28 protein-coding genes are annotated in these 26474 nt (G+C 67.6%); 14 read left to right on the top strand and 14 right to left on the bottom strand.

Annotated elements, in window-relative coordinates; all coding sequences use genetic code 11:
• Positions 1–9: 9 nt before the first annotated feature.
• Genes WEE69_13270 through WEE69_13260 form a run of 3 tightly spaced genes read right to left on the bottom strand, consistent with a single transcriptional unit; the run spans position 10 to position 3125 of the window.
• A complete protein-coding gene (locus WEE69_13270; GenBank protein MEX1146264.1) occupies positions 10–1212 on the bottom strand; it encodes a pyridoxal phosphate-dependent aminotransferase family protein in 1203 nt (400 codons plus the stop codon).
• Entirely contained in the window at positions 1209–2123 is a 915-nt protein-coding gene (locus WEE69_13265) for a hypothetical protein (GenBank protein MEX1146263.1), read from the bottom strand. The genes WEE69_13270 and WEE69_13265 overlap by 4 nt, the downstream gene beginning before the upstream one ends.
• A gap of 48 nt (positions 2124–2171) precedes the next feature.
• On the bottom strand, positions 2172–3125 hold the full coding sequence (locus WEE69_13260; GenBank protein ID MEX1146262.1) for a lytic transglycosylase domain-containing protein: 954 nt from the start codon (positions 3123–3125) through the stop codon (positions 2172–2174).
• Positions 3126–3198: 73 nt separating this feature from the next.
• Between WEE69_13260 and WEE69_13255 the strand changes: the two genes are divergently transcribed.
• Positions 3199–3798, top strand: coding sequence for a poly-gamma-glutamate hydrolase family protein (locus WEE69_13255; protein MEX1146261.1), 600 nt, complete (start codon positions 3199–3201; stop codon positions 3796–3798).
• A 16-nt stretch (positions 3799–3814) separates the two neighbouring features.
• On the opposite strand, the gene WEE69_13250 is transcribed toward WEE69_13255, so the two are convergent.
• Positions 3815–4369 (bottom strand): HD domain-containing protein, encoded by a 555-nt coding sequence (locus WEE69_13250; protein ID MEX1146260.1) that lies wholly within the window; start codon positions 4367–4369, stop codon positions 3815–3817.
• Between the two features lie 200 nt (positions 4370–4569).
• Between WEE69_13250 and WEE69_13245 the strand changes: the two genes are divergently transcribed.
• On the top strand, positions 4570–4986 hold the full coding sequence (locus tag WEE69_13245; protein ID MEX1146259.1) for an AhpC/TSA family protein: 417 nt from the start codon (positions 4570–4572) through the stop codon (positions 4984–4986).
• Here WEE69_13245 and WEE69_13240 read toward each other — a convergent pair.
• Positions 4983–5939 (bottom strand): M48 family metalloprotease, encoded by a 957-nt coding sequence (locus WEE69_13240; GenBank protein MEX1146258.1) that lies wholly within the window; start codon positions 5937–5939, stop codon positions 4983–4985. The genes WEE69_13245 and WEE69_13240 overlap by 4 nt on opposite strands.
• 58 nt (positions 5940–5997) lie before the next feature.
• Here WEE69_13240 and WEE69_13235 point away from each other — a divergent pair, with 58 nt between their 5' ends.
• Positions 5998–8292: a penicillin acylase family protein gene (locus WEE69_13235; protein MEX1146257.1), complete on the top strand. Its 2295-nt coding sequence runs from the start codon at positions 5998–6000 to the stop codon at positions 8290–8292.
• Here the strand turns inward: WEE69_13235 and WEE69_13230 are convergent.
• The 3 genes from WEE69_13230 to WEE69_13220 form a co-directional block, all read right to left on the bottom strand.
• Positions 8273–9010 carry a hypothetical protein gene (locus tag WEE69_13230; protein MEX1146256.1) on the bottom strand — a complete coding sequence of 246 codons (738 nt, stop codon included), beginning with the start codon at positions 9008–9010 and terminating at the stop codon, positions 8273–8275. The genes WEE69_13235 and WEE69_13230 overlap by 20 nt on opposite strands.
• Before the next feature lies 1 nt (position 9011).
• Positions 9012–9911 (bottom strand): alpha/beta hydrolase, encoded by a 900-nt coding sequence (locus tag WEE69_13225; GenBank protein MEX1146255.1) that lies wholly within the window; start codon positions 9909–9911, stop codon positions 9012–9014.
• 105 nt (positions 9912–10016) lie between these two features.
• A complete protein-coding gene (locus WEE69_13220) occupies positions 10017–11117 on the bottom strand; it encodes a CapA family protein (GenBank protein ID MEX1146254.1) in 1101 nt (366 codons plus the stop codon).
• A 149-nt stretch (positions 11118–11266) separates the two neighbouring features.
• On the opposite strand from WEE69_13220, the gene WEE69_13215 reads away from it, so the two are divergent.
• The 8 genes from WEE69_13215 to WEE69_13180 all read left to right on the top strand — a co-directional run bounded on the left by WEE69_13215 (position 11267) and on the right by WEE69_13180 (position 19171).
• Entirely contained in the window at positions 11267–12205 is a 939-nt protein-coding gene (locus WEE69_13215; GenBank protein MEX1146253.1) for a COX15/CtaA family protein, read from the top strand.
• Entirely contained in the window at positions 12202–13170 is a 969-nt protein-coding gene (locus tag WEE69_13210) for an ATP-binding cassette domain-containing protein (protein ID MEX1146252.1), read from the top strand. Before WEE69_13215 ends, WEE69_13210 begins: the two co-directional genes overlap by 4 nt.
• Positions 13167–13973 (top strand): ABC transporter permease, encoded by an 807-nt coding sequence (locus WEE69_13205; protein MEX1146251.1) that lies wholly within the window; start codon positions 13167–13169, stop codon positions 13971–13973. The genes WEE69_13210 and WEE69_13205 overlap by 4 nt, the downstream gene beginning before the upstream one ends.
• A gap of 31 nt (positions 13974–14004) precedes the next feature.
• On the top strand, positions 14005–14457 hold the full coding sequence (locus WEE69_13200) for an SRPBCC family protein (protein MEX1146250.1): 453 nt from the start codon (positions 14005–14007) through the stop codon (positions 14455–14457).
• A 13-nt stretch (positions 14458–14470) separates the two neighbouring features.
• Positions 14471–15346 (top strand): 5'-3' exonuclease H3TH domain-containing protein, encoded by an 876-nt coding sequence (locus WEE69_13195; protein ID MEX1146249.1) that lies wholly within the window; start codon positions 14471–14473, stop codon positions 15344–15346.
• A gap of 15 nt (positions 15347–15361) precedes the next feature.
• On the top strand, positions 15362–16120 hold the full coding sequence (locus tag WEE69_13190) for an SDR family oxidoreductase (protein MEX1146248.1): 759 nt from the start codon (positions 15362–15364) through the stop codon (positions 16118–16120).
• 47 nt (positions 16121–16167) lie between these two features.
• Positions 16168–17730: a PQQ-binding-like beta-propeller repeat protein gene (locus WEE69_13185; GenBank protein ID MEX1146247.1), complete on the top strand. Its 1563-nt coding sequence runs from the start codon at positions 16168–16170 to the stop codon at positions 17728–17730.
• A gap of 337 nt (positions 17731–18067) precedes the next feature.
• Complete coding sequence (locus WEE69_13180) at positions 18068–19171, top strand: DNA recombination protein RmuC (GenBank protein ID MEX1146246.1); 1104 nt, start codon at positions 18068–18070, stop codon at positions 19169–19171.
• A 204-nt stretch (positions 19172–19375) separates the two neighbouring features.
• Here the strand turns inward: WEE69_13180 and WEE69_13175 are convergent, their stop codons facing one another.
• From WEE69_13175 to WEE69_13165, 3 genes are read right to left on the bottom strand one after another with little or no spacing between them, the layout of a single operon-like run.
• Positions 19376–20149 carry a hypothetical protein gene (locus WEE69_13175; protein MEX1146245.1) on the bottom strand — a complete coding sequence of 258 codons (774 nt, stop codon included), beginning with the start codon at positions 20147–20149 and terminating at the stop codon, positions 19376–19378.
• A 5-nt stretch (positions 20150–20154) separates the two neighbouring features.
• A complete protein-coding gene (locus WEE69_13170; protein ID MEX1146244.1) occupies positions 20155–21375 on the bottom strand; it encodes an acyl-CoA dehydrogenase family protein in 1221 nt (406 codons plus the stop codon).
• A gap of 53 nt (positions 21376–21428) precedes the next feature.
• Positions 21429–21827: an SCP2 sterol-binding domain-containing protein gene (locus WEE69_13165; GenBank protein ID MEX1146243.1), complete on the bottom strand. Its 399-nt coding sequence runs from the start codon at positions 21825–21827 to the stop codon at positions 21429–21431.
• A 53-nt stretch (positions 21828–21880) separates the two neighbouring features.
• Here WEE69_13165 and WEE69_13160 point away from each other — a divergent pair, with 53 nt between their 5' ends.
• The 3 genes from WEE69_13160 (at position 21881) to WEE69_13150 (ending at position 25348) form a co-directional block, all read left to right on the top strand.
• Entirely contained in the window at positions 21881–22954 is a 1074-nt protein-coding gene (locus tag WEE69_13160) for a polyprenyl synthetase family protein (protein MEX1146242.1), read from the top strand.
• 76 nt (positions 22955–23030) lie between these two features.
• Positions 23031–24494, top strand: a complete 1464-nt coding sequence (crtI, locus tag WEE69_13155) for a phytoene desaturase family protein (GenBank protein MEX1146241.1) — start codon at positions 23031–23033, stop codon at positions 24492–24494.
• Complete coding sequence (locus WEE69_13150; GenBank protein MEX1146240.1) at positions 24491–25348, top strand: phytoene/squalene synthase family protein; 858 nt, start codon at positions 24491–24493, stop codon at positions 25346–25348. Before crtI ends, WEE69_13150 begins: the two co-directional genes overlap by 4 nt.
• Here the strand turns inward: WEE69_13150 and WEE69_13145 are convergent.
• The 3 genes from WEE69_13145 to WEE69_13135 are packed head-to-tail and all read right to left on the bottom strand — an operon-like array spanning position 25326 to position 26471.
• Positions 25326–25814 carry a sterol desaturase family protein gene (locus WEE69_13145; protein ID MEX1146239.1) on the bottom strand — a complete coding sequence of 163 codons (489 nt, stop codon included), beginning with the start codon at positions 25812–25814 and terminating at the stop codon, positions 25326–25328. The two genes, WEE69_13150 and WEE69_13145, sit on opposite strands and share 23 nt — an antisense overlap.
• Positions 25811–26128 carry a lycopene cyclase domain-containing protein gene (locus WEE69_13140; GenBank protein MEX1146238.1) on the bottom strand — a complete coding sequence of 106 codons (318 nt, stop codon included), beginning with the start codon at positions 26126–26128 and terminating at the stop codon, positions 25811–25813. The genes WEE69_13145 and WEE69_13140 overlap by 4 nt, the downstream gene beginning before the upstream one ends.
• Positions 26121–26471 carry a lycopene cyclase domain-containing protein gene (locus WEE69_13135; protein ID MEX1146237.1) on the bottom strand — a complete coding sequence of 117 codons (351 nt, stop codon included), beginning with the start codon at positions 26469–26471 and terminating at the stop codon, positions 26121–26123. Before WEE69_13135 ends, WEE69_13140 begins: the two co-directional genes overlap by 8 nt.
• Between the last annotated feature and the right edge of the window lie 3 nt (positions 26472–26474).

Here is a 26474-nt window from a genome sequence, read left to right as displayed (position 1 = left end):
CTTCGGGCGCTACAGCTGGTCGTGGTCGGCCATCACCTTTGACAGCGTGTCTGCTGCCTCTTCGAGCAGCTCGGTGTCGTGGTCGACCATCAGGCTGAGGCGGATGAGCCCCATCTCTTTGGTGACCGCCGGGGGAATGACCGGGTTCACGAACACGCCGTGGTCGAGAAGATCGAGCGCGAGCAAGACGGTGTCGACTTCGCTGTCCTTGCGGAGCGGGATCGTGACGATCGCGCTCTCCGCCGGATTCGTCGGCACGCCGCGCGTCGCAAGCATCCCGAGGAAATCCGAGACTCCTGTGCGAAGCCGCGCGGGACGGTCGGGCTCCGCCCGCAGGATTCGCAATGCCGCGAGTGCTGCCGCGACCGAGCCGGGCGTGTTCGACGCCGTGAAGATCAACATGTCGGACGTGAGCTGGAGCAGCTCGACGGCCTCGTGCGAGCCGATGAGCGCGCCACCACATGAGCCGAGCGTCTTGGAGAACGTGATGGTGACGAGGTCGACGGCGTCGAGGACTCCGTACTGCTCCGCGGCGCCCCGTCCGAGCTCACCGAGCACACCGAGCCCATGGGCCTCGTCGTCGAGAATGAACGCATTGGGCACGTTCCGGCACAGCTCGACCATCGCCGCCAACGGCGCGGTGTCACCACCCATCGAGTAGACGCCGTCGATGATGATTCCCTTCCCTGCCTCGTCGGGCAAGGACTGGAGCACCTTCTCGAGATGGGCAAGGTCGTTGTGCCGGAAGCGCTTCATGCTCGCGCCGGCCAGCTTCACGCCGGTGAGCAGGGAGTTGTGGATCTCCTTGTCGACGACGGCAAAGTCACGCCGAGTCAGATACCCGGCGATTGCGCTCATGTTGGCGACGTAGCCGGTGGCGAACACAAGGGCTGCCTCGCGGCCGTAGAAGTCGGCCAGCTCTCCCTCGAGCTCGCGGTGCAGCGTCAGCGTGCCATTGAGCAGTCGGCTGCCGGTGACGCCGCTCCCGAAGTGTCGTGTCGCCGCCAGCGTGGCTTCGATCACTTTGGGGTGGTACGAGAGGCTGAGGTAGTTGTTTGACCCGAAGTTGATCGCCTCGCGACCTTCGATCGTGATGCGCGGGGTCGACGCCGACTCGACCGACTTGTAATAGGGCCAGTAGCCCGATGCCTTCGCAAGCCGATACTGCTCGATGCGCGGGAACGCGTCGAGACGATCGGAGAAGTAGCTCAAGGCGATAAGTCTACGGTCGTCGGCGTGGTCTCGACCGGGGCCGCATCGGGCTCGGCCACCGATCCCGCCGCGCGGGCCTCCATGACCACCCCGTTCGCCCCGGGATCCTCGAGGACCTGGCGGATGCGCCGACACGTGAACCATGCGGCGAGACCGTCCTCGACGCGCTCGTCGAAGGTGTACTTGATCTGCATGACGCGGCGCCGATCAGGGCCGCTGGTCGGGCTCCCCGGTTCGGCGATCGGTCGTCCGACCGACGCGAAGATCGAGGCCGTGCCGTATTCGTACAAATGGTGGTACACGGCGGGCATGCCGAGACTCGCCATGTTGGCGAAGAACGCGGAGGTGTACATCGGGTCCTTCTCGATGTACCTCCGAGGGAGCAGTCCGAGATTGTCGGCGCCGCGCACGCACGCCATCAAGAAGCGTCGCAAGAACCCGGGAAACTTCATGAGCAAGCCCAGCTCGCGGTCGACCGTGCTCAGCTCGCCGGAGAGAGCCTTCGCCTGCTCGGCGTGCATCCCTTCGACCATCTCGCCGAACGACTCGTCGAAATCGAACCTTCGCTTGACCACCACGAACGGGGCGCCGGTCTCGAGCCTGCGCTTGACGGCATAGGAGAACCAGATGCCGTCACGGTTGTACAAACGGCCGCCGGCCACGAACCTGTGCACAGTGGGGTTCCTCTCGAGCGCGTCTTTGAGCGCCCACACCACCATGTGGAATGCGTCGATGCGCAACCTCGGGTTGGCCTGGTTCCAGGCGCTCACGAACGCGTCGGTCTTCGCGATCGGAATCTCGTGCGAGAGGTACACGGCCGCTTCGTTGCGGCCGCGCATGAGGTAGGGCATCACTCGTCGGGTGTTCGCAACGTTGCGTGCCAGCACGCCGTCGACTCGCCGCCGCCACATGGCGGCCCAGGTTACCTGCCGGTAGGCGGCCGTTCCCGATGCCGACCGTCAGACCGCGCTCCACCCTTCCGGCAACAGGAAGGTGCCGTCGGCGCTCACGTAGAAGACCTGCCAGTGGTAGTAACCGTCGTACGCGCCCGGGTCCGCCATCATCACGCTCGCGTACGCCTTGATCGCCGCGACGTAGCGCTCGTCGTGGTTGTACGAGAACAGTGCGCCGTCGATGTCGGTGGCGGCGTTGCTCGCCTCCAGGTAGCGCCCGGCAGCAAGGATCGCATCATGGTTGCTGTTGATGTCGCCGCCCTGCCCGAACGCGGCCCAGCTCTCCGGGATGAACTGCATCGGTCCCTGCGCGCCCGCGCTGCTGAGGCCGTGGATGCGCCCCATGCGCGTCTCGACGAAGTGGATGGCCGCCAGGTACTGCCACGGGATGCCGTAGGCCGCCTCGGCTTCGTCGTAGTAGCTGCGTAAGGTCGCGGCGGGCTCGGGCACCAGGATCTGCCATTGCGGAAGCCCGGCGGGTGCGGGCGCGGAACCGGTGAGCCCGCTCAGCGCGTTCCCGGCGTCGATGTTCGCCTGCACGTGCGGCTGCAGGTCCGCGGGGACCTCGCCGACCACGTTGTCCACCCACGCCGGGTGTGAGGACAGCGCCCGATACGCGAGCTGCTGCGCGCGTCCGAGCTTGAGGAGACGCGTCAGGTCACGGTTCGAACTTCGGAGGCGACGCTCGATGCGGGCGATCGCCTCTGCGGCAGCGTTCGCGGTCTTCGGCCCCTTGAGCTGGTCGGTCGGGATCGGGTTGGTCGAAGCCGCGGTCGTGGCGGTGGTCGCGGCCGTCGTCGTCGGCGAAGCTTCCGGAGCGGTTGTCGCCGTGGTGGCGGTGGTCGCGGTCGATGTCGTCGTGGTCGCCGTGGCCTCACGCTGTGCGAGCTGCCCGCCGCCGCCAGTGCATCCGACCAGGCCGAGCGCGAGCGCGCCTACCACCGCCACGATGCATCGCACCCCGCGAGGATGCCAGGCTGGCTCGCTGTGCGGCGAGCGGAGCGAGGGTTCCGAGACATCTAGGGTCGAGCGTGTGTTCGCCGAGCTCCTGGCATCTCCCGGTGTCGAAGAGCGCGTCGCCCTGAGAGCGCGCGTCGGATTCCTCGCGCTGCACGGCGGCCTCGAAGGAGGGACGGCCGAGATCGCGGAAGCCGCCGCCAGTCGAGCCGCAGCATCCTGCTACGTCGTGGTGCAGCCAGCCGACCTCGCGTGGCACGTGCCGTCGCACCACTTCGATCCTGGCGCCTCGCCACGACTCCAGCAGGTGCTCGCGCACTGCGATGTGGTGGTCTCACTCCACGGGTACGGGCGCGCCGGTTGGTGGACCTCGCTCCTGCTGGGCGGCGCTGACCGAAACCTCGCATCGCGCCTCGCCGCCGCACTTCGAAGTGGTCTGCCGGCATACGACGTGGTGGATGACGTCGACGTGATCCCCGCCGCGCTGCGCGGTCTCGACCACCGGAATCCGGTGAATCGTGCCAACGGTGGGGGTGTGCAGGTCGAGCTTCCTCCACGTGTTCGCGGCATGGGACCTCATTGGGACCACTTCGATGGCGCCGGGTTCACGCCGCACACCGAAGCGCTCGTCGACGCGCTCGCAGGGTTTGCCGCGTCGACCAACGCGCGGAGCTAGAGCTGGAGCGCCTCGCTCACAAAGAGTGGGGTGAGCCGAACACGTTCCGTACCCGGTCCTCGAAGTGCTCGAGTGGAAGCGTGTCGTAGTCGGGATCAAAAGCGATCTGATCCCACTCGTCGGCAAACTGCTCGGCGAGCGCGAACCATGGCTCGCCGCGGTACTGCTCGCGCGCGTCGGGATCACCACCGAAGTGGTGGTAGTAGTGCCGGCCCTGGAAGTCCTGGTGGACGCGGATCACCTGGTACACGTCGTCGCGCACATACGACTTCAGGACCTCGGCGGCGATCTTCGGGTGGTTCGGGACGCTGATCGCCTTGCCGATGTCATGGCACAACGACGCGACCACCATCTGGTCATCGGCGCCGGCGCGCTCGGCCAGCGTGGCGGTCTGCAAGCAGTGCGTGAGCTGATCGACCGCAAAGCCATCGGTGATGTCGGCGAGCGACCGCAGCATGGCGAGTACGCCCTCGGCGACTCGACCTTGCTGCTCCATGGTCTCCTTGCCGATGACTGCCCACTGCTCAGCCGTCGACTCGTCCATGCGGGTGAAGGTGGTTGCTGTGGTCATGGCCACATTCTCCCACGTCGGCCCTGTGTGCGGGCGGCCGAGGACCATCGATCGACGGCCCGTGCCAGTACGGTGGTCCCGTGGACATCGCGACGCTTGCCGACGTGAAGCTCGAGGATTCGAGGGGCGCACTCCGACGGCTCGGTGACTTCTGGGCTGCGCGGCCCGTCGTGCTGGTGTTCTTGCGCCACTTCGGCTGACTGCTCTGCCGTGAGCATGCCGCGCAGTTGCGCGAGCGCTACGACGAGATCAAGGGCCTCCACGGCGAGGTCGTGGCGGTGGGGACAGGGAACCGCTTGCATGCGGCTGCGTTCGTCGATGACGAGCATGTGCCGTTTCCAGTGCTTGTGGACGATAACAGTGACGCAGCACGCGCGGCCGGAGTGGGAAAGGTCAACTTCTTCAAGCTGATCCTCAACCCGCGCAGCTGGGCGGGAACGCGTCGAGCACGAGCCTCAGGTCACAAGGTTCACAAGCCCGGCGCGAGGGTCACGCAGCTCGGCGCGACCTTCGTCGTGGGGCCAGGTCAGCTCGTGGCCTACGAGTACCTCGATGCCCATTCGGCCGACCACGCACCGATCGACGACGTGATCGGCGCGTTGCGGGTCGCGAGCTAGCCGAGACCAGCCGCGCGCTCGAGGCGGCGTACGCGTCGGGGCAGGATGCGGTGTGTGCGCAAGAACAAGCGCGACGAGCGGGTATGCGGGTATTCCAGCCACAAATGGGCGTTGGCAGGATCGCCTCGGCGCACTTCGCGTGGGTCCTCCAGGATCCGCCGCAACCCGTGCGCGAGCGCGACGGGGTTGCGGCAATAGCGGACCGCGAGCCCATCGGCCAGACGCGCGCGACTCCGGAGAACGGAGGCCCGCAGCACCGCGCTGATGACGACGAACGGAAACGCGATGAGGCCAAGCGGCGCGAGCAGAAGCGACACCTCGTCGAGGTCATCGAAGGCCGCGGCCCACAGCTCGAACGTCCGCGCCGTCAACGCATAGACGACCGTGTCGAGCGAGACCTCGAGCTCGACCACGCGCCCGACCTCGTACGCAAGCACGGCTTCGAGCTCGCGCTTCGGCAAGGTGTCCAGGAGACCTGTGGTCACCACGAGCCATGCCGTGTCGCTCCGCCGGCCGACCGTCAGGCAGTTGGGCGCGTCATCGATGACGACGGCGATACGTGGCGCGTGGACCCCGGCCGCGAGACCGAGACCGATGAGCAGCTTCTCGGTGCGTTCGACGGCATCGTGGGGGAGCCGGGGCGGTGGCTTGGGTCCGGCGCGCGGGCCGGGCCAGGCACGCACGAAGTCGAGCACGCGTCCCTCCACATGCAGCAACGACCACGCGAAGGTCGCAGCGCCGACAACGAGGCCGATCCCGAGGCTCACCCACGCGCTCCACGCCGCCAGGCCCCATCCATAGCCGAGGTCGGTGCCGAGCGGGTTCGACGCCGCACCAAGGACCCACGCGACCGGGAACACGATCGCGCCCATCGTGAGCACGAGCACAGCGAAGCCGATCACCGCGACGATCCGAATCCGTCGGCGGGCCGAACGGATCAGGTCTTCGTGCACACCGCGATGCTCGCGCGTCAGGGGAATGCCCCCAGGCGCGGTTCGAGCGGGGCGTAGCGTGACCACCGTGGTGGATGTGTCGGTCGTCGGGCTCGACGACGAGGTCACGATCCATCGAGACGAGTTGGGGATCCCGCACATCCAGGCGTCCACCGCGAGGGACGCGTTCGTTGCCCAAGGCTTCGTTCAAGCAGAAGACCGACTCGGGCAGCTCGAGTACGACCGACGTCGCGCCTACGGGCAGTGGGCAGAGGTTGCGGGGCGAGGTGCGCTGGGCTTTGACATCTTCGTTCGTCGTTGTGGGCTTCGGGACGCCGCCCGTCGCGAGTACGAGGGGCTTCCTCCCGACGCGCGAGAGCCGCTCATCGCGTTTGCCGCGGGCGTGAACGCGCGCATCGAGGGTGGCATGGCGATGCCGCCTGATCTTCGTGCCATGGGCGTCACCCCCGAGGCATGGTCGCCGTGGGACTGCTGCGCGGTGTTCCTCGTGCGCCACGTCGTCTTCGCCAACTGGCAGCGCAAGTTGTGGCGAGGCCGCCTCGCGGTCGTGCTCGGTCCCGAGACTGTCGCGCGCCTCGAGGGCAATGCTGCGAGCGACACGCCACTCATCGTCCCGCCGGGTGAGTGGTGGCGCGCCGCCGTGCACGACCCGAGGCAACTGGCCCCGGTTGCCAACGCAACCGGGATGCTGGTCGAGTCGGCCAACGGTAGCAACGCGTGGGCGGTCCACGGCTCCCGCACAGCATCAGGTCAGCCGTTGCTCGCGGGTGATCCTCACCGACTCGTCGAGGTTCCCGGCGTCTACTACCAGTGCCGCCTTGCGTGTCCCGAGTTCGACGCGGTCGGGCTGGCGTTCGTCGGCCTCCCCGGCTTCCCCCACTTCGGTCAGACCGATCGGATCGCGTGGTGCGTCACGAACGCCAACGGCGACTACCAAGACCTCTACGTGGAGCGGTTCCGAGACGACGGCTCACTCCGGTACGAGGCCGCCGGCGCGTGGCTCGAGCCCGAGCGACGAACCGAGACCGTCGAGGTCCACGACTCCGATGCGGTGTCCGTCGAGTGCCTCGAGACGCGCCATGGCCCCGTCGTGTTCGGCGATCCCGCATCGGGTCACGCGGTGGCGCTTCGCTCCACGGCCCTTGTCGAGCCGAGCGCGGGTCTGTCCGTACTCGAGCCCATGCTGCGCGCCGCGAACGTGGACGAGCTCGATGACGTCATGCGCTCGTGGGTCGACCCGGTGAACAACTTCGTCAGCGCTGATGTCGACGGCAACATCGGCTATCGCACCGTTGGTCGTGTCCCGGTGCGCTCGCCGGCAAACGCGTGGGGCCCGGTGCCCGGGTGGACCGATGAGTACGAGTGGAGCGGCGTGGTCTCTCATGACGAGCTCCCGCGGACGAAGAACCCAGCCGGGGGACTGATCGTGACCGCGAACCAGCGAATCGTCGGCGACGCGTATCCGCACCATCTCGGTCTGGACTACGCCCGTCCCGACCGAGCACGTCGCCTGCACGATCGCCTCGATGACGCGGTCGACGTCACGGTCGAAGACATGGCGCTCGTGCACCGCGACCGCCGATCGCTTCCTGCTGACGTGTGGGTCGAACACATCGCCGCGATCGATGGGCGTGACGAATGGGAGCGCGACTCGATCGGCGCGCTCCGCGCCTGGGATCGGGCGATGGACGCCGACTCGATCGGCGCCGCGGTGTACCTCGCGGTTCGCGACGCCGCGGGCCGGATCATCGCCCATGACCCGCGGTTGGCCGCGCTGCGAGCTCCTTTGGAGGGCGAACCGAGCGCGACCTTCCTACCTCTCGAGCTGCGGCTGTGGCCGCTGCTGACGGAGCTGCTCGCAGTCGATGACCGAACCCTCCTCGGCGACGAACAGACTTGGACCGAGCTCCTGGCCGGAGCGGTCACCAACGGTGTGGGTGTGCTGAGGACCTTGCTCGGCGACGACGTCGGCGCGTGGCGATGGGGAGCCCTGCACTCGTGCGCTCCGTCCCATCCACTCTCAGCGGTCCGACCTGACGTCGCGATCGAGCTCGACCCGGCGCCGATCGAGATGGGCGGCGACTCCGACACGGTCTTCAACGCGGCCCACCCGGCGGGCTTCGGCTTCGGGGTCACGGGTGCATCGGTGGCGCGGTATGTGTTCGATCTCGGCGATCGTAGGAACAGTCGGTGGGTCGTCCCGCTGGGGGCATCGGGTGATCGGGGCAGCGAGCATTTCGCGGATCAGCAGCGCGCGTGGGCGGCGGGAGAGCTGCTGCGCGCGTGGGCGAGCTGGAACGACCTGGCCGCCATCGGATCGGACTCGACCCGGCTCAGCTCCGGGGCGCGCTGAGCACGGCAAGGCCGCGTCGATAGAAGTCGAGCGCGGCGGAGCTCGGGTCGGTACTTGCACGGAGAATCCCGTAGCCAAGGCTGGCTCCCGCGAACGCGGCGTCGTTCCAGAACAGGTCGGTGGGCACGCCTGCCCAATGGGTCACGTAGAGGTACGGCTCGAGGTGCTCGTGGTCGCCCGGCGAGACCCCGAACGTGCCGCGCGCCCCCACGTCTGCGCTTCCGAGCTCCACTGCCGCGTCGAAGTGCTCGGGCCACAACGTGATCTCGGGGGGCGCATCGTTGACCCGGGCGGTGCCGGCGAGCTCCTCGAGCACCGACCAGCCGAGGGCGAACCAGGACGCGAGGATCTCGGCCGCTCGGAGATCGACCGTCAGGGGCGCGGCAGGTTCCAACGACGTGTACGGCGTGTACACGTGCGCGGGTGCGCCCGGCTCGATGTTCACGGCGTTCGCTGCTGCGGCGATCGTCGTCAGCGGGTGCGTGATCTCCGCACCGTCGCGGTGCACGTGCAGCTCGTCGGCCGCGACCCGGAGCTCCTCGACCACACCCGAGCGCTCGTATGGCGGCGTGCTGTACCCGCCGGGCGCGGCGCGCAGCCCGATGCGACCTTCGGCGTTGTATCGCGCTGCCGCGAGCACGTGCTCGGCCATGGTGTGCCAGGCCTGCCGCGTGGCGACAAAGCTTTGTGGGTCTTCGATCGCGGGAAGTGCGAGCACCTCAGGTCGAGAGGAAGTCGTCGAGCAGCTGTGCGAGCTCGAGCGGCTTGTCCCCCTGGATGCTGTGGCCGGCGCCCTGGACGAGCTCGACGCGCGCACCAGGCTGGCGTCGTCGCAGCTCGGCCTCGTCGGCGTCGTCTACCACGGTGCCCGTGGCGCCGCCGCGGATGAGCATCAACGGCACCGAGATCTGGCCGACGTCCTCCCAGAGCGTTGCGAAGTCGGCGGGAATGTCCATCTCGGTCGCCTCGAGGATCCGCGGCCGCTGGTACCGCCAGACCCATCGGCCGTCGTCGCGTTCGATCGCGTTGTGCAGTACACCGCGGCGCAACGACGACTCGCTGCGGGTCGGGTTGAACTCGATCGTGCGCTGGAGGATCTCGTCGAAGCTCTCGAACGAGTCGGGACCGGCGATGAACTGCGCGATCGGGGCGGCCTTGTCGCGGTCGACCCCGGGAGTCACGTCGACGAGCGCAAGGCACCGCACGAGCTCCGGAGCGTGCGTCGAGAGTGCGATCGCCGTCAGGCCGCCGAGGCTCATCCCCACGACCATCCCCGCGTGTGGCGCCAACGAGCGCAGCGCGACAGCCATATCGACGGCGTTCTGACGCGGGCCGAACGGACCGTCGTCGCGGTGGTCCGAGTGGCCGTGGCCAGGCAGATCGACCGCTACCAGCGGTCGCCCGAGTGCGAGTGCCACGGTGTCCCACGTATGCGCGTTCTGCGCACCGCCGTGCAGGAGCACGAGATCCGGCGGTTCGGTTCCCCACACGAGCGCACTGAGGTCGCGGTCGTCGGCCACCGCCACCGACACCCGTCGAACCGCCGGTGGCCCGGAGAACGGAATCCCGAACTCCTCAGCATTCTCGTGAAACAGCGAGAACTCGTCATACTCGTGCATCGTCACGCCGTCGACGCTAATGCGCGGTCACGAGCGGCGGCACCGTAGCGACCGAAGGGAGCGCAGGTGCTCGCAGGCGCTGGCGAACAGCGAGCGCGCCAAGCATTAGGGCGTGAGGTCGGTGCAGGCGCGGAGCTCGTTCCAGTGCGCTACTTCGGCGTCGGCTTCGGGGCCCGCCGGTAGCGGTGTGGGGATCCCGCCTCGGATGCGTGCCGGCACCCACTGGTACGCATCCGTGTCGCGACCGGTGATGGTCACGATCAGCACGCCGGTGCGGCCGTTCTCGCCGGCCTCGTTGTAGAAGGAGAAGTTGCCCAGCCCGTAGCCGACGAACGCGGTGCCGAGGCGGCCGCCACCTTCCAACACGTGCGCGTGCGACCCGACAACGATGTCCGCGCCCGCATCGACAAGCGCACGCGCCAGCGCCTTCTGGCGATCAGTCGCGCAGCCGATCGCTTCAACACCCCAGTGCAGGAACACCACCAAGGTGTCCACGAGTGGGCGGACGGCCTGGATCGACGCGATCATTCGCGCCTCGGCTTCGTACTTCGTCGACGCGATGCCCGCTTGGGTGTCGGTTGCCGTCCAGGAGGCGACGTGCTCTTCGCCCATCACGTCGGTTGCGCCGAAGATCGCGATGCGCTGACCCCGGACTTCCGTGAGGAATGGCGTGTACGCCTCGGTGGCGTTGTTCCCTACCCCGATGATCGGGATCGGCGATGTGGCCTTGGCCGCGATGGTGTCGGCCAACCCTTGGGGCCCGAAGTCCACGCTGTGGTTGTTCGCCTGATTCACGAGGTCGACACCCGCGGCCTGGAGCGCTACGAGCGCGCTCGTGGGCGACTTGAAGTTGAACTGCTTCGGGATGGGTGTGTTCTGCTCGGTGATGGCCGACTCGAAGTTGACCATCGCGATGTCGGTGCTCGAGAGGACGGGAGCGATCGGGGCGAACATGACGCTCGGGTTCTCGGCGAGCTTCGTGCGGATCGGACCTTCGAAGTGCACGTCGCCCGCGAAGGCGATCGTGACCGGCACGTTGAGACCGCGACGCGGATCGCGGGTCGTCGTGGTGGTCGGGGGGAGCGTCGTCGTCGTGACCTTCGGACGCTTGGGCTCGGCCCGCTCGTCCAACCCGTCGGAGGTCGTCAGCGCGAAGGCTCCGACACCACCAACCACGATGGCGGCAAGCACACCACCGACCAGCACGGCCCGCCGCCGAGATCTCCGGCGCTGATCAGCTCGGCGCGTCGAGCGTGGCGACTGAGGAATCGACATGAGGCGCTCGAGCGTACCGACGAGGGCCACACCGCCTCCGTCACCGAGGGCGGTGGTCAGCCGCCTACGATCGCCCGCCGATGCGGATGCACCTGCCCGAGATGACACCCGGTCTGTACCGACGTGTCACGCTCGTCGCTGCGGTCCTGCTCGCGATCATCATCGTCACCGGTGGTGCCGTCCGCCTGAGCGACTCGGGGCTCGGGTGCCCTGACTGGCCGACGTGCAGCGGTGGTCGTCTGGCCCCACACAGCGCCTCCGACGAGCACGCCATGGTCGAGTTCGTGAACCGCATGTTCACCGGCTTGGTGTCACTGGCGGTGATCGTGTGTGTGCTCGGAGCCTTACGCCGAGTCCCGCGCCGCCGCGACCTCGTCATGTTGGCGTGGGGCTTGGTTGCCGGCGTCTTCGGGCAAGCGGTGCTGGGTGGGCTTGTCGTGCTGTTCGAGCTCCAGCCCCCGTTGGTCATGGCGCACTTCCTCTTGTCATTGGTCCTGCTGACGAACGCCGTCGTCCTGTGCCGACGCGCCGGGCAGCCCGATGCACCGGCGCACGCCGTTGTCGCTCCCGAAGTGCGGACGGCCGGACGCCTGCTCATCGCGGTGACCTCCGTGGTGGTGGTGGCAGGTACGTTCGTCACTGCCACGGGTCCGCACCTCGGGGACAAGGACGTGAAGCCGCTGTCGTTCAACCCGCCGGAAGTCGCGCGTGTGCACGGCGCGGCGGTGATCGCGCTCATCGTCGGGGTTGTCGCGACGCTGTGGCTGCTGCGGCGTACGAACGCACCCGCCGGAGTGCACCAGCGTCTCTTCGTGCTGCTCGGTTTGATCATCGTTCAAGCGGCGATCGGGTACATCCAGTACTTCAACGGCATCCCCGAGGTGCTCGTGGGCCTTCACATCGCCGGAGCCGCGGCCATCTGGGCCGCGGTGGTCTCGTACTACCTCGGGCTCTCGACTCGCGACGAGCCCGCGTTGGTGGAGTCGCGTGTGCCACCGCAAGCGGCAATCGGGACATGACGGCTGACGCGATCGTCGTGGAGAGCCTCGAGCGCACGTTCGGCGCCACCCGCGCTGTGGACGGTGTGGACCTCGTGGTGCCGCCTGGAGAGATCTATGGCTTCCTTGGACCGAACGGCGCCGGCAAGTCGACCATGTTGAAGGTGCTGTGCACCTTGATCAGTCCATCCCGCGGTTCCGCCCGAGTCGCGGGCTTCGACGTCGTGCACCAGCCCAAGGAGGTCCGGCTTCGCATCGGCGCGGCTCTTCAGGAGGCATCGCTCGACCCGAACCAGACCGGCACCGAGCTGCTCGTGCTCCAGGGTCGGCTGTACGGGCTCTCGAACGCCGAGATCGAGGATCGAGTGCGCGACGTCTCGGCGATGATCGACATCGGCGACGCGCTCGATCACCGGATCAAGACGTACTCCGGAGGCATGCGTCGTCGCCTCGACCTCGGCGCGGCCTTGGTGCACCGGCCCGAGATCCTCTTCCTCGACGAGCCGACCACGGGTCTCGATCCGGCCAGCCGCGCGCGCGTGTGGGACGAGGTTCGCCGGCTGCACGATGTTGGCATGACGATCTTCCTCACCACCCAGTATCTTGAGGAGGCCGACTCACTTGCCCATCGCGTTGGGATCATCGACCGCGGAAAGATCATCGCGGAGGGGGCGCCGTCCGAGCTCAAGCAGTCGCTCGGATCCGACGTGATCGTGGCCGCGGTGGGTGCTGGTACCGGCGAGCGCGCGTGTGCCGAAGTAGAGCGCATCGGCGGCGTGGAACGTGTGGAGCGTCACGGCGACGAGCTCACGATCGTCACGCCGAACGCATCCACGATGCTCAGCTCTGTGGCGATTGCGCTTGAAGCCGGCGGTGTCAACGTGCTGAACCTCACGATGCGGACGCCGACACTTGACGACGTGTTCCTCGAGCTCACCGGTGCGCATATCGGTCGGGACGAGCAGGAGGAGGAAGCTTCCGTATGAGCGCACCGGCGATGTCCGTTCCCACCGTGGCCAAGCCCGCGGGGTTCTGGCGCGACTGCGCGGCGATCGCCGGCCGCGCGTTGCGATCTGTGCCACGTGAGCCCGAGTTCATGATCCCGGCGTTGGCCATGCCAGTGTTCTTCTACTTCGTGAACATCGGCGCGTTGGAAAAGGTGGCGGAGGCTCAGGGGAGCGTTTCCGACTTCCGCGCGTTCCAACTCCCGGTTGCGATCATCTTCGCGGTCACGGGTATCTCGCGAGCGTCTGCCCTCGTCCTGGACATCCAAGACGGGTACTTCGACCGTCTGTTGATGACCCCGGTGCGGCGCCTCGCACTCCTCCTGGGGCTGATGGTCGCGGACTTCGCGACCGTGGTATTTCTCACGATCCCTGTGCTCGGTCTGGGGTTCGCCCTCGGCGTGGGCTTTGAGACCGGCTTCCTGGGGATCGTCGCGTTCATGCTCTTGGGCGCCGCGTGGGGCCTCGCGTTCACCGGGTTCCCGTACGCGATCGCGCTGAAGACAGGGAATCCGGCCGCCGTCAACATGAGCTTTATCCTCTTCTTCCCCTTTGCCTTTCTTACGACCGCGTTCTTGCCCGAGGCTGCGCTCACGGGCTGGCTCGCGACCGTTGCTGAGTACAACCCGGTTACGTACCTGCTCGGAGGGATGCGAGCGCTCGTGCTCGGCGGGTGGGACGCCGGTCCGATTCTCGAGGCCGTGGCGGCCATCGTCGGAATCGCGATTCTGAGCATGACGCTCGCGCTCCTCGCACTTCGTGGGCGGTTGCGCCGAGGCGCGTGAGCATGCTCGCCGCGCGTGCGAGGCTGCCCCGATGCCGGCGCCGTTCACCTTCGATCGACGCTTTGACCTTCGAGCCACGCCGGAGCAGCTCTGGGACGTGCTTCAGCAGACCGAGCACTATCCGACGTGGTGGTCGTGGCTGCGCGAGCTGGATGGCGGCGAGCTGCGCGAGGGCGCCGTCGCTCGCTGCGCGGTGCAGGGCCCGCTGCCGTACAGGCTGCGTTTCGAGATCACCGTCGAGCGCGTCATCGCTCACGAACAGGTCCAGACTCGAGTGAGTGGGGATCTCCAGGGACCCGCGCGACTCGAGATCGATCCCGGCCCCACCGGTTCCTCAGCCCGCCTGGCCTGGAGCCTCGATCTCCGGGACTCGTTGCTCAGACCGCTCTCGTTCGTGGCCCGTCCCGCGATGATGTGGGCGCACGACCGCGTGATCGAAGTGGGCTTGCGTGAGTTCGAGCGGCGCGCACTGAACGGCTCGTGAGAGTGTGACGGCGATGCACGTACATCTCATCGACGGCACCTACGAGCTGTTCCGCTTCTACTACGCGGTCCCGGAGCACCTGGATGCGAGTGGAATCGACGTTGGCGCCGTTCGCGGTGTCGTGCAGTCGGTGCTCGAGCTCCTCGAAGGTGGCGCGACGCACGTCGGTGTGGCAACGGATCACATCGTCGAGTCGTTCCGGAACGACCTCTGGGACGGGTACAAGACCGGCGCAGGAATCGATCCGGTCCTGTTCACGCAGTTCCCGCTCCTCGAGGAAGCGCTGCGAGCGCTCGGCGTGACGGTGTGGGCCGAGGTGGAGCTCGAGGCCGATGATGGGCTCGCTTCCGCCGCGGCGGTCGCGATCGCCGACGAACGGGTGGAGCGGGTCCTCATCTGCACCCCGGACAAAGACCTCGCACAGTGCGTGCAGGACCCCAAGGTGGCAGTGCTCGATCGCCGCAAGGGCGTCACGCTCGACGAGGCCGGCGTGAAGGCGAAGTACGGCGTGCCACCCGCGTCGATCCCTGACTGGTTGGCGCTCGTTGGCGACAGCGCGGACGGGTTCCCGGGCCTGCCGGGTTGGGGCGCGAAGTCGGCCGCGGCCGTGCTGTCGCGCTACGGCCACGTGGACGACATCCCCGACGACGCGAACCAATGGGACGTGACCGTGCGGGGTGCGGCCAAGCTCGCCGCAACGTTGGCGGCCCAACGCGACGCGGCCCGGTTGTTCCTGACGCTCGCGACGCTGCGTGCCGACGGAGATGTGGGCACCGCTGACGACTGGCGCTGGCAAGGCCCGACCGGGGACTTCGCGAAGTGGGCCGATCGCCTGGGGCGATCGTCGCTGACCGAGCGCGCGAATCGTTTGGCGACCAAGCGCGCCTGACGACAAAGGGAGCTGATGGGACTCGAAGGTCGAGCCGCGCTGGTGACCGGTGGGAACCGGGGCATCGGCGCCGCGATTGCGATCGCGCTCGCCGAGGACGGCGCCGACGTGGCGATCGCGTACCGAAGAGACGAAGAGAGTGCAGCCGAGACCGTGGCCGCGATCCGTGCGACGGGACGGCGTGGCGAGGCCCACCAGGCTTCAGTGGACGACCCCGCGGAGTGCGAGCGGCTCGTCGAGACGGTGCTCGGCGACTTCGACCACGTGGATGTGCTCGTGCACAGTGCGGGGATCGCGAGTCGCGGGCAGACCGTGGTCGACACCGATCCCAATGAGATCGAGCGGCTGTGGCGGATCAACGCGTTGGGAGCGTTCATGTTGTGCAAGCTGGTGCTGCCGGGCATGCGGGCGCGTCCACGTGGTGACGTCGTCATGATCTCGAGCGCAGCGACCACGCATTGGGCGCCGAACTCGGCTCCGTACAACATGGGCAAAGCCGCTCTCGAGGCATTGGCACGCACGGTCGCCAAGGAAGAGCGCGCGCACGGCATCCACGTGAACATCGTCGCGCCGGGTCTTGTCGACACCGAGATGGGTCGTCGCCTTGCCCGGGCCACGATGGGGGCCGAAGACATTCATGACCTGGATGCGCGGTCGCCGTTCGGACACGTCTGCAGTCCTGAAGAGGTGGCCGACGTCGTGCGCTTCCTCGTCTCCGACGCGGGGGGCTACGTGACCGACCAGAAGATCGTGGTCGACGGCGGCACCTTCTAGACCGTTCCCGCGAAAGGCGTCGCGCGCGCGGGCAGTACGCTCGCACGGTGGTGACGTCGGGGCACGAGGCGAACGGGAGATCCGCCCGTCGCGATGACCGACGCCGTCGGCGGCGCCGGGTGGTCGCGATCTCAGCGGTCAGCGTTGTGGTCGTTGCTGCACTTGGTGTCGGCGCGCTCGCGGTGACGGGCGGAGGCGACTCCGACGAGCAAGCGACGCCGCCGAGCACGACGTCGACGATCCCCCCGACCACGACGACCACCAAGCCGCCGTACACGGGCTGGGTGGATCCCGAGTCGGCCTTCCAGCCGTTCTACAAGGCGACGGTGCAAGGCCTCCTCACCTTCCGCGGCAACCCGACCCGCAACTACTACGGCCAGGGCCCCGTGCCGATCGCACCCAAGGTCGTGTGGCAGTACCCGGGCAGCGCCATGTGCTCGCTCTCCGAGGACCGGGGCGAGACCACGCAATGGTGCGGCAACGGATGGACGGGGGAGCCGGCCGTCTTCGAGAAGGACGGCCGCACGTGGGTCGTCTTCGGCGCGTACGACCGTGCGGTGCACTTCGTGGACGGGATCACCGGTCAGGACATCCTCCCGCCGTTCCCCACGGGCGACATCATCAAGGGATCCGTCACCATCGACCCCGACGGCTTCCCACTCGTGTACATCGGCTCGCGTGACGCGTACTTCCGTGTCCTCGCCATCGACCGACCCGAGGCGACGGAGCTGTGGAAGCTGCACGCCAAGGACGTGTCACCCACGATGTGGAACGACGACTGGGACGGGAGCGGCCTCGTCCTCAACGACTACCTCTTCGAAGGTGGGGAGAACAGCCAGATCCACATCGTCAAGCTCAACCGCGCCCAGGGCGCGGATGGCCTTGTCACGGTCGCGCCGCAGCTCGTCTTCAACGCGCCGGGTTGGGACAGCGAGCTGATCGCCAACGCGGGGAGCGAGGTGTCGATCGAGAACTCGGTCGCGATCTCGGGGAACACGCTGTACTTCGCGAACTCGGGCGGGTTGGTACAGGGATGGGACATCAGCGGTCTGCTCACCGGCACGATGCCGACGCGCATCTTCCGCTTCTGGACCGGCGACGACACCGACGCGTCGATCGTCGTCGACGAGCAAGGGTTCCTCTACGGCGGCTCGGAGTGGGAGCGCCACAACGCGCAGGGCAGAACCGTCGGGCAGATGTGGAAGCTCAACCCGGCCGTGCCGATCGCGCCGCTCGTGTGGTCCCAACACGACGACGGGGAGTCGAAGGCCGGCGTGTTCGGCACTCCTGGCATCTACGAGGATCTCGTCGTATACACCACGTACTCCGGCCGCGTCGTGGGCGTGGACCGGACCACCGGTGCCATCCGTTGGGAGAAGCGCCTGGCGGCGCCCGTCATGGGATCGCCGGTCTTCGTCGACGGCCGGCTGATCATCGGTGACTGCGCGGGCAACCTCCACGCGTACGACGTCTTGAACACGCTCATCGACCCCCCCGAGGTGTGGAGCGTCCCGCTGGGCAGCTGCATCGAAGCGACCCCCGCAGTGTGGAAAGGCCGGATCTACGTCGGCACCCGCGGTGGCCTCGCGTACGCCCTCGCAGACGCGTAGCTTCGAGGGGGGGGGGGGGGGGGGGGGGGGGGGGGGGGGGGGGGGGTGGGCAGGCCCTCCCCGTCAGCCCCTCCCAACGCGACTCCGGTCGCGACGCTGCGGTTCCGGGGCGGCAAAGCCACCCCGGGGCGAACCGACGGCATCCGCATCGCCGATGCCTCTCTCTTCTCGGCTCGATTGCACTTGGCTCGCCGAGGGCCGGCTTTGCCGGTCCTCAACCGACGTGTGACGGGGAATGTCGCGGGAGGGGGCACACGGGGGAGGCTTGCCTCCCCCGTGTTTGAGCAGGTCAGAGGGGGTCCCGGGGAGTGTCACACCCCTCTGCGACTCTGGGTGCATGGAGATCATCGCAGGACTCGTCGTGGGTATCGCTGTGGCTGCTGTGGCGGCTGTGGTCGTGTTCAGGGGTCGCCACAGCGCGACCGACGCCGTCAACGTCGAGATGCGGCGGGCGGTCGAGGAGCTGATGACGACCGGCAAGGCATTGATGGACGCCGAGCGCGAGCTCGCGAGCAAGGAGCTCGAAGGTCGCAGTGGGGTGATCGGGGAGCAGCTCGCCGCGCTGTCGGGCGAGCTGCGTCGGGTCACGAGCCTGGTCGGCGAGCTCGAAGCCGACCGCGCCGAGAAGTTCGGCGAGCTCACGGGCGCGCTCGAGGTGCAGCGCGAGCACATGGCCATCCTCGCGGAGACCACGCAGGGGCTGCGTCAAGCGCTGTCCAGCACGAAGGCACGCGGTCAGTGGGGCGAGCGCATGGCCGACGACGTGCTTCGCCTGCACGGGTTCCGCGAAGGCCTCAACTACCGCAAGCAGAAGGCGATCGAGGCCGGCGTGCCCGACTTCACGTTCTTCCTGCCCGACGGGCTGCTCCTCCACATGGACGTGAAGTTCCCGCTCGACAACTACCTTCGCTATCTCGAGGCTGACTCAGAGATCGAGCAGCGACGCACGCGCGACGACTTCCTGCGTGACGTCCGTACGCACGTCAAGACGCTGGCAAGTCGCGGGTACAGCGACGGCGTCGAAGACACCGTCGACTGTGTGTTGCTCTTCATCCCGAACGAGGCCCTGTACTCGTTCATCCACGAGCAGGACCGCACGATCCTGGACGACGCCCTCGGGCAGAAGCTGGTGTTCTGTTCGCCGCTGACGCTCTATGCCGTGCTGGCGGTCGTGCGCCAGGCGGTCGACAACTTCCGCGTCGAGCGCACGTCGAACGAGATCCTGACCAGACTTACCGCGTTCGGGAAGCAGTGGGAGCTCTTCGTCGAGAAGATGGAGAAGCTCGACCGCTCACTCGGGACCGCGCGACGAGACTTCGACGAGCTCACCGGCACACGCCGTCGCACGCTCGAGCGCGAGCTCGACAAGATCTCCGACCTGCGCGAAGCCCGGGAGCTCGACGCGGGCGAGTCCGACCCGCCCCTCGCGCTCGAGGCTTAAGGCCGCAGCTGCGTCAGTAGGGGCCGTCGCAGCAGGAGTCGCGCCACCCACAGGTCGGACATCGGTAATGCGCATGCTCCTCGCGCATCTGGCTGCCGCACGCCAGGCAGGTCGTCGACAGATCGACGACGTGGGAGGTCGGCGCAGCGGGTTCGTCCATCGCTCGGTGACCGTACCCGCCGTGTCGTCGGGTAGCGCGGACCGCTACAGCCGCAGAAGCTCGGGTGCGACGGGGCAGTCCACGCGGTGCACGAGGCGGGTCGGGTCCTCGAGCCCAGCCGGGCCGGCCACCTGCTCCGCGCGCGTCACCTCCAGCTCTTCGATTCCGGCGTCGCGACGGAGCGCCTCGGTGCGCAGCACCTCGAAGAGGCGTGCGGGGAGCAGGCGACCGGTTCCGATCACCAACCAGCACCGGGTCTCGCCGAGCGCGAAGAGCAGATCGGCCGTGCCCGGCGGCACGAGCGCGTCCGTCGGACTCGCCGCGCTGACCTCGATCAAGAGATGGCTCGGTGTGAGCGCGGCGATCTCGGCTTCATCGACGACTCGAACCGACTGCTCGAGGCGACGCAGACGTGCCGTCATCATGTGATCCCCGCCGCGGGGTCGGACCGCCACGGCATCGAGGTCGGGGCGCTCCGCGAGCGCGCGGCCGGTGATCTCGGGCCACCCGAGCACGGCAATCGGCTCGTCGTGGGGAAACGGAAGCAGTGTTGCCAGCCGAGCCGCGGTGCGATCACCTTCGAGGCGACGGATGGCGTCGCGTGCACCTGCCGCAGGGTCGGAGGCCGCGACGACGTGGGCACACAGCCACCACAACGGGCCGCATTCCACGTGGTGCGCGAGCAGGCGACGACACACCGTGACGAGCTGCGTCTGGTCGTACTCGAACTCGGCGAGGCAGTCGGCCGCTTCCAAGACGAGACCCGAGTCGTCGGCGCCGGAGCGGGCGAGTGCACGGAGCCGCTCGAAGGGGAGCACCGAGGTCAGCCCGCCGCCGGGGGCTCCTTGGGAAGCCCGAGGACTCGCTCGCCGATGATGTTGCGCATGATCTCGTCGGTGCCACCGGCGACGCGCCCTCCGGGCACGCCGAGCACCATCTCGCTCCAGGCGTAGGTTCCCCACTCGCCGGTGTCGGCCACGAGGCCGGGACCGACGATCTCGCCGGCCGTCTGCGCCATCAGCTGCATGTTCTTGGTGAGCGAGAGCTTGCCGATCGACATCTCCGGTCCGGGAACCTGCCCGGCGCGCACCTTGGCCATCGCGCGCATCGCCGTCGCCCGAGCGACGTGCGAGTTGATGTAGATCGACGCGAGCCTTTGCCGAATGACCGGATCATCAGCCACGCCGAAGTGGCGGGCCATCTCCTTGAAGCGCGTGAAGTTGTAGTCGCCGACGCCGCTCGACCCGCCGCCGCCGATCGCGGCCCGCTCGTTCATCAACGTGGTGAGCGCGACACCCCAGCCCTCGTCCACATCGCCCAGTCGGTGGGTGTCGAGGACCCGAACCTCTTCGAAGAAGACCTCGTTGAAGGAAGCACCTCCGGTCATCTGGCGCAAGGGTCGCACGTCGACGCCGGGGGCCTTCATGTCCACCACGAACATCGTGAGGCCCTTGTGCTTCGGCTTGTCGGGCGACGTGCGCGTGATGATCTCGCCGATGTCGCTGAACTGTGCACCCGACGTCCAGACCTTCTGCCCTGTGAGCACCCATTCGTCGCCGTCTCGTACGGCGCGGGTCTGGATGCCGGCGAGGTCACTTCCGGCGACGGGCTCGGAGAACAACTGGCACCCGACGATGTCCCCCCGATACAGGGAGCGGAGGTACTTGGTCTTCACTTCGGGGATGCCGTGCGCCAGGATCGTAGGTCCAACCATGCCCAGGCCGATCACGAACGCACCTTGGGACGAGATGGCGTAGCCCGACGCCTCTTCGCGATACGCCCGCTCGTATGACGTCGGCAACGCGCGGCCGCCGTACTCCTCGGGTCCGGTGATCCAGCCGAACCCAGCGTCAAACTCCTTGGCCTTCCACACCTTGGCCAGGGCAAGCTCGGCGGCCTCTTCTTCTGGCGTCTTCTCTTCGAGGAGGCCGACGCGGTCGGAACCCTCACCCCACGCGAACTTTCGCTCGACGCGGCGCTCGACGTTCGACTCGAGAAACGCGTGCGCTTCGGCCCGGAAGTCGGCTTCGGTGATCACACTCATCCACGACCCTTCGGGTTCGGCGATGGTCAGGCGATGCTAGCGGCGGCCGTGACTCACGCGACGGTGACTGTGGTGGTCGCACGAATCGAAGCGAAGACGTCGTCGAGCGCCTTCAGCGCATCGGATCGCTGAACGAGCTGATCGATGTCACCCGTGAGCTTCAGGGACCCGGATGCCAGCGCTCGTTGCGCGTTCATGTCGCCCGCATGGAGGGAGACCGCCGTCGCGAAGTCGGTGGTGATGACGATGTTCGCCTCGGGTGCGGGCCCATTCACGACGCGAGCCCCATCGCCGTCGATGACGACGTGGTACGAGACATCTCCGGTCGGTGTGCCAGTCACGTGCTGTTCTACGACAAGCTCGCCGGCGCGCCCGATCTCGGTGAGCGCAGGGGATGCACGCGCGGCTCGGTCGAGGTCTTGCAGCCACTCCGCGGACAGGAAGGCGGCCACATTCCGAGCGTACCGGCTGCCCCGAGGGAGGAACGCGGGCGTACGATCGCTCGATGCGCAGCCCCACGCGCCGTCTCGCCGGTGTGCCGCCGAGCCTCGCCGAAGTCGGTGCACGTGCGGAAGCACGGGTCATCGAGCTGCTCGACGGCGAGATCTCGCGGTGGCGCGAGATCGACGCTGATCTCGTCCACCCGCTCGATGCACTGCGCGATCTCGTGCTCGCCGGCGGGAAGCGGCTCCGCCCGGCGTTCTGTCATTGGGCCTATGTCGGAGCGGGAGGGTCACCCGACGATCCACTGGTGGTCGACGCCGGCGCCGCGCTCGAGATGCTGCACACCTTTGCGCTCGTCCACGACGATGTCATGGACGGGTCGAAGCGACGCCGCGGGCTCCCGGCCATCCACGAGCACTTCATCACTCGTCATGACGAAGCGGTGTGGCGGGGCGAGGCGAGACGCTTCGGTGAGGGTGCAGCGATCCTCGTGGGCGACTTCGCGTTCGTCTACGCAGACAAGCTGTTTCGCTCTGCTCCGCCAGTCGCGCGAGAAGTGTTCGACGAGCTGCGAGTCGAGCTCTGCGTGGGCCAGTACCTCGACCTTGTGGGCACCGCCAGTGCCAGCAGCGACGCGACCCAGGCGTCACGGATCGCGCGATACAAGTCAGGCAAGTACACCGTTGAGCGCCCGTTGCATCTCGGTGCTGCGCTCGCGGGCCGACTCGATGAGCTCGCGGGACCGCTGAGCGCAGTGGGCCTGCCGTTGGGTGAAGCATTTCAGCTGCGTGACGATCTGCTCGGTGTGTTTGGCGACGCGTCAATCACCGGCAAGCCGGTGGGCGACGATCTGCGGGAAGGCAAGCTCACGCCGCTCGTCGCGTTCGCGGCTCGCCGCGCCGATGCGGCTGGAGCTCGTCTGCTGTCGCTGCTCGGCCGTCCCGATCTCGACGAATCAGAGGTGACAGCGCTCCAGACCTTCCTTGTTGAATGCGGCGCGCGTGATGAGGTCGAGCGGGCGATCGAACGACTCGTGGAGCAGTCACTGACGGCGTTGACCTCGGCGCCGATCACGGCCGATGCGCGCGTTGGGCTCGAGGAGCTCGGGACGTTCGTGGCCTGGCGCGACCGCTGAGACGCAGCGGAACCGTGCTCGGACGAGCGGGACGGTGCAGCGGAGGCGACCCAGAGAGCTGGAGACTCCCGTGAGAGTGGCGATCGTCGGCGCCGGGCTCGGCGGTCTGTCCGCAGCGTGTCACCTCGCCGGACGTGACCACGAGGTCGTGGTGCTCGAGCAACAAGAACGACCGGGCGGTCGGGCAGGAGTGATCGAGGAGGCTGGGTTTCGCATCGACACGGGTCCGTCGGTGCTGACGATGCCGGGCCTGTTGCGCGACGTGTTCGCCGCGGCCGGCGCGGACATGGACGACCACATTCGGTTGCGGCCCGTCGACCCGATGTACCGGGCGTGCTTCCCAGACGGGAGCGAGCTGCGCCTGCGCCACGGTCGCGAGGCGATGGAGGACGAGATCCGAACGGTTTGCGGACCAGCCGAGGCCGAGGCGTTCGTGAGGTTCTGCGCGTGGCTCGAGCAGCTGTACGAGGTGGAGCTCCGCGGCTTCATCGACCGCAACTACGACTCCGCGCTCGATCTCGCCCGCGATCCCGGCTCCATGTGGAAGCTGGTTCGCCTGGGCGCGCTGCGGCGCCTGGCTCCGACGGTCGCGTCCTACTTCCAAGATCCGCGCTTGCAACAGGTGTTCTCGTTCCAGTCGTTGTACGCGGGGCTCTCGCCGTTCGAAGCGTTGGCGGTGTATTGCGTGATCACGTACATGGACACGGTCGAGGGCGTCTACTTCCCGGATGGTGGCATCCACGCCATCGCCGAGGGACTGGCCCACGCTGCGGCCAAGGCGGGCGCGGCGTTCGCCTTCTCGACAACCGTCGAGAGGATCCTGCGCCACCCTGATGGATGCGTCGCCGGGGTGCGTACCACCTCCGGTGAACACGTCGACGCGGAGGCGGTGGTCTGCAACACGGATCCGGCGTTCGCGTATCGACACCTGCTCGGGCTCGCGCCGCCGCGACCAGTCGCGCGTGGTCGGTACTCACCCTCGTGCATCGTGTGGGTCGCGGGTGTCCGCGGGAAGGTGCCTGATTCTGCCGGTCACCACAACATCCACTTCGGCGATGATTGGCGCGGGTCGTTCGACGCGCTGCTCCGCGACGGTGTGCGAATGCCCGACCCGTCGATCCTCGTGAGCAGTCCCACGGTGTCGGACAAGCGGCTGGCTCCTGAAGGTGGATTGGTGCTGTACGCGCTCGAGCCGGTTCCCAACCTCGACGGCAGGATCGATTGGGGTGCTCAGGGATCGCGACCCCGTGACGAGCTCGTCGCGCGGCTCGGCTCCCTCGGCTACCCGGTCGACGATGTGGTCGTCGACCGCTTCACCGACCCCGTCGGTTGGGCGTCGCTCGGGTACGAACGCGGCACCCCATTCTCGCTGGCGCACCGCTTCTTTCAGAGCGGGCCATTTCGCACTGCGAACGTCGACGCGCGTGTCCCTGGACTCGTGCTCGCCGGCATGGGCACCGTGCCCGGTGTGGGGATCCCGATGGTGCTCATCTCGGGTGGCCTCGCCGCCGCTCGTGTCGACGCCTATGCGCGCCCATGACGACGCTCGAGCAGTCCTACGCAAGGTGTCGTGAGCTGAACAAGGCGTTCGGCACGACGTACTACGCCGCGACCTTCCTTCTCCCGCGACCGAAGCGTCGTCATGTGCATGCGCTGTACGGCTTCTGCCGGCACGCGGATGATGTCGTCGACGACCTCGGTCCGGCATCGGCGGCGGAGCGCGAACAAGCGCTCGATGACCTCGGCGCGAGGTTGTTTCGTGATCTGGAGCTCGGTGACTCCGATGACGTCGTGCTCAAGGCGGTCGTGCACACGATGGTCACATACAGCATCGATCCTGACTGCTTCCGCCGGTTTCTCCGGTCGATGAGCATGGACCTGACCATCAGCGAGTACCGGACCTTCGAAGACCTGCTCGGGTACATGGACGGCTCGGCCGCGGTGATCGGAGAGATGATGGTCCCGATCCTCGAGCCGCGCTCACCACAGGCCTTCGACCACGCACGCGATCTCGGCATCGCATTCCAGCTCACCAACTTCTTGCGCGATGTCAGCGAAGATCTGGATCGCGGGCGCGTGTACGTGCCCCAGGAGGATCTCGAGCGCTTTGGTGCTGACCCGTGGTTGCGTCGGGTGACGCCAGAGTGGCGCTCCCTCATGGAGTTCGAGATCGCGCGAACCCGGGCGTTCTACGAGTCCGCGGATCTCGGCGTGCCGATGCTGCCGTCGCGATCAGCGGGTTGCATCTGTGCGGCGCGTCGCATGTACAGCGAGATCCTCGACCGCATCGAGGCTGCCGACTACGACGTGTTCTCGGCCCGTGCTCGCGTTCCGACGGTGCGCAAGGTGTTCGTCGTCGGTCGGAGCATGCTCAGCCGGGGCAGCGCTCCGTGATCGCCCGGGGTGTTTGATCGATCCCTCGAGCCGCTGCCCTGGCTCTGAGGTCTCGCGGCACGACCGGTGCGATGAAGCCGTATGGGGCACGGCTGTAGAGGTGATGCACGTTGTGCGCCGTGCGCAGCTGCCGCCCGACCCGATCGGGGATGCGCAGCCAGGGCACGCGGCGGTGAATGACCAGGTCGTGGACGACCAGGTAGGTCGCACCGTACGCGGTGATGCCGACGCCGAGCGGCACCAGGATCGAACGGCCGCCCACCCAGACGCCGATGGACAGCAATGCGATCGTCGCCGAGGAGAACACCACTGGGAAGAGGTCGTTGGCTTCGAGCGCTCGGCGCGGGGGCTCGTGGTGGCTCCGGTGCCAGCCCATCCCGAAGCCGTGGAACACGAACCGGTGGATGAGCGCCGTGAGTGGCTCCATCAGCAGGAAGGTCCCGATCGCGAGCAGCACGCCGGTCATGCCTTGACCTCCTGCCGCTCACCGACAACGTCCCACACCAGCATCGTCAAGGTAAGCATCGAGAACCCGAACAAGTAGTCCTCGAAAGGGATGTCCCATGGAATGCGCCAGCCCGTGATCGCGTCAGGGTCGTACACGACGATCGGCGCGGTCAGCTTGGTGAGCCATCCATTGACCGCGATCATGAACCCGTAGCAAATCGCCATCGCGATCCAATACGCGCGGGTCTGCAGGAGCCCCGTGCGCAGGACCCGCGCCTCGAGCGTCACGACCGCGGCCAGGGACAGGACGGCGACGACTGTGTACTCAGGCACGAACGATCCGTTCGTCCGGCATCGCGATTCGGCGGCTCGTCATCGTGCGTACGGCCTCGAGCGTCAAGAGTCCGCAGATGGGGATGACCACGAAGAACGCGAGCTCTTCGATCGGTAGGTCGCCAGGAATCTCCCAGCCCGTCACGTAACGCGCGCTGAAACCCCAATGACCGCGGGCGATCGCCATGAGATCCCACAGCGAGAACACCACAACCGTCGGAATGAGCGCCTTGATCAATCGGCGCGGCTGTCTCCACACGCGCGCGCCGAACACGATCTCGAGTGGGAGGGTGATCAACAGGCAACCGCCGAGCAGGGCGAAGTACTGGAGCTCGTCGGGCACGAA

It is taken from the genome of Acidimicrobiia bacterium, from assembly GCA_040881685.1.
In the GTDB taxonomy this organism is placed as follows: Bacteria; Actinomycetota; Acidimicrobiia; order IMCC26256; family PALSA-555; genus SHVJ01.
This window is presented reverse-complemented; position numbering and strand designations above follow the sequence as displayed.

What these genes read in the sequence shown, in the direction of transcription:
- WEE69_13215 (MEX1146253.1), top strand. Translation starts at nt 11,267, where the DNA reads ATGCGGATGCACCTGCCCGAGATGACACCCGGTCTGTACCGACGTGTC.
- WEE69_13160 (MEX1146242.1), top strand. Translation starts at nt 21,881, where the DNA reads ATGCGCAGCCCCACGCGCCGTCTCGCCGGTGTGCCGCCGAGCCTCGCC.
- WEE69_13205 (MEX1146251.1), top strand. Translation starts at nt 13,167, where the DNA reads ATGAGCGCACCGGCGATGTCCGTTCCCACCGTGGCCAAGCCCGCGGGG.
- WEE69_13180 (MEX1146246.1), top strand. Translation starts at nt 18,068, where the DNA reads ATGGAGATCATCGCAGGACTCGTCGTGGGTATCGCTGTGGCTGCTGTG.
- WEE69_13145 (MEX1146239.1), bottom strand. Translation starts at nt 25,814, where the DNA reads ATGACCGGCGTGCTGCTCGCGATCGGGACCTTCCTGCTGATGGAGCCA.
- WEE69_13225 (MEX1146255.1), bottom strand. Translation starts at nt 9,911, where the DNA reads ATGCACGAGTATGACGAGTTCTCGCTGTTTCACGAGAATGCTGAGGAG.
- WEE69_13195 (MEX1146249.1), top strand. Translation starts at nt 14,471, where the DNA reads ATGCACGTACATCTCATCGACGGCACCTACGAGCTGTTCCGCTTCTAC.
- WEE69_13200 (MEX1146250.1), top strand. Translation starts at nt 14,005, where the DNA reads ATGCCGGCGCCGTTCACCTTCGATCGACGCTTTGACCTTCGAGCCACG.
- WEE69_13250 (MEX1146260.1), bottom strand. Translation starts at nt 4,369, where the DNA reads ATGACCACAGCAACCACCTTCACCCGCATGGACGAGTCGACGGCTGAG.
- WEE69_13210 (MEX1146252.1), top strand. Translation starts at nt 12,202, where the DNA reads ATGACGGCTGACGCGATCGTCGTGGAGAGCCTCGAGCGCACGTTCGGC.
- WEE69_13265 (MEX1146263.1), bottom strand. Translation starts at nt 2,123, where the DNA reads ATGTGGCGGCGGCGAGTCGACGGCGTGCTGGCACGCAACGTTGCGAAC.
- WEE69_13190 (MEX1146248.1), top strand. Translation starts at nt 15,362, where the DNA reads ATGGGACTCGAAGGTCGAGCCGCGCTGGTGACCGGTGGGAACCGGGGC.
- WEE69_13150 (MEX1146240.1), top strand. Translation starts at nt 24,491, where the DNA reads ATGACGACGCTCGAGCAGTCCTACGCAAGGTGTCGTGAGCTGAACAAG.
- WEE69_13170 (MEX1146244.1), bottom strand. Translation starts at nt 21,375, where the DNA reads ATGAGTGTGATCACCGAAGCCGACTTCCGGGCCGAAGCGCACGCGTTT.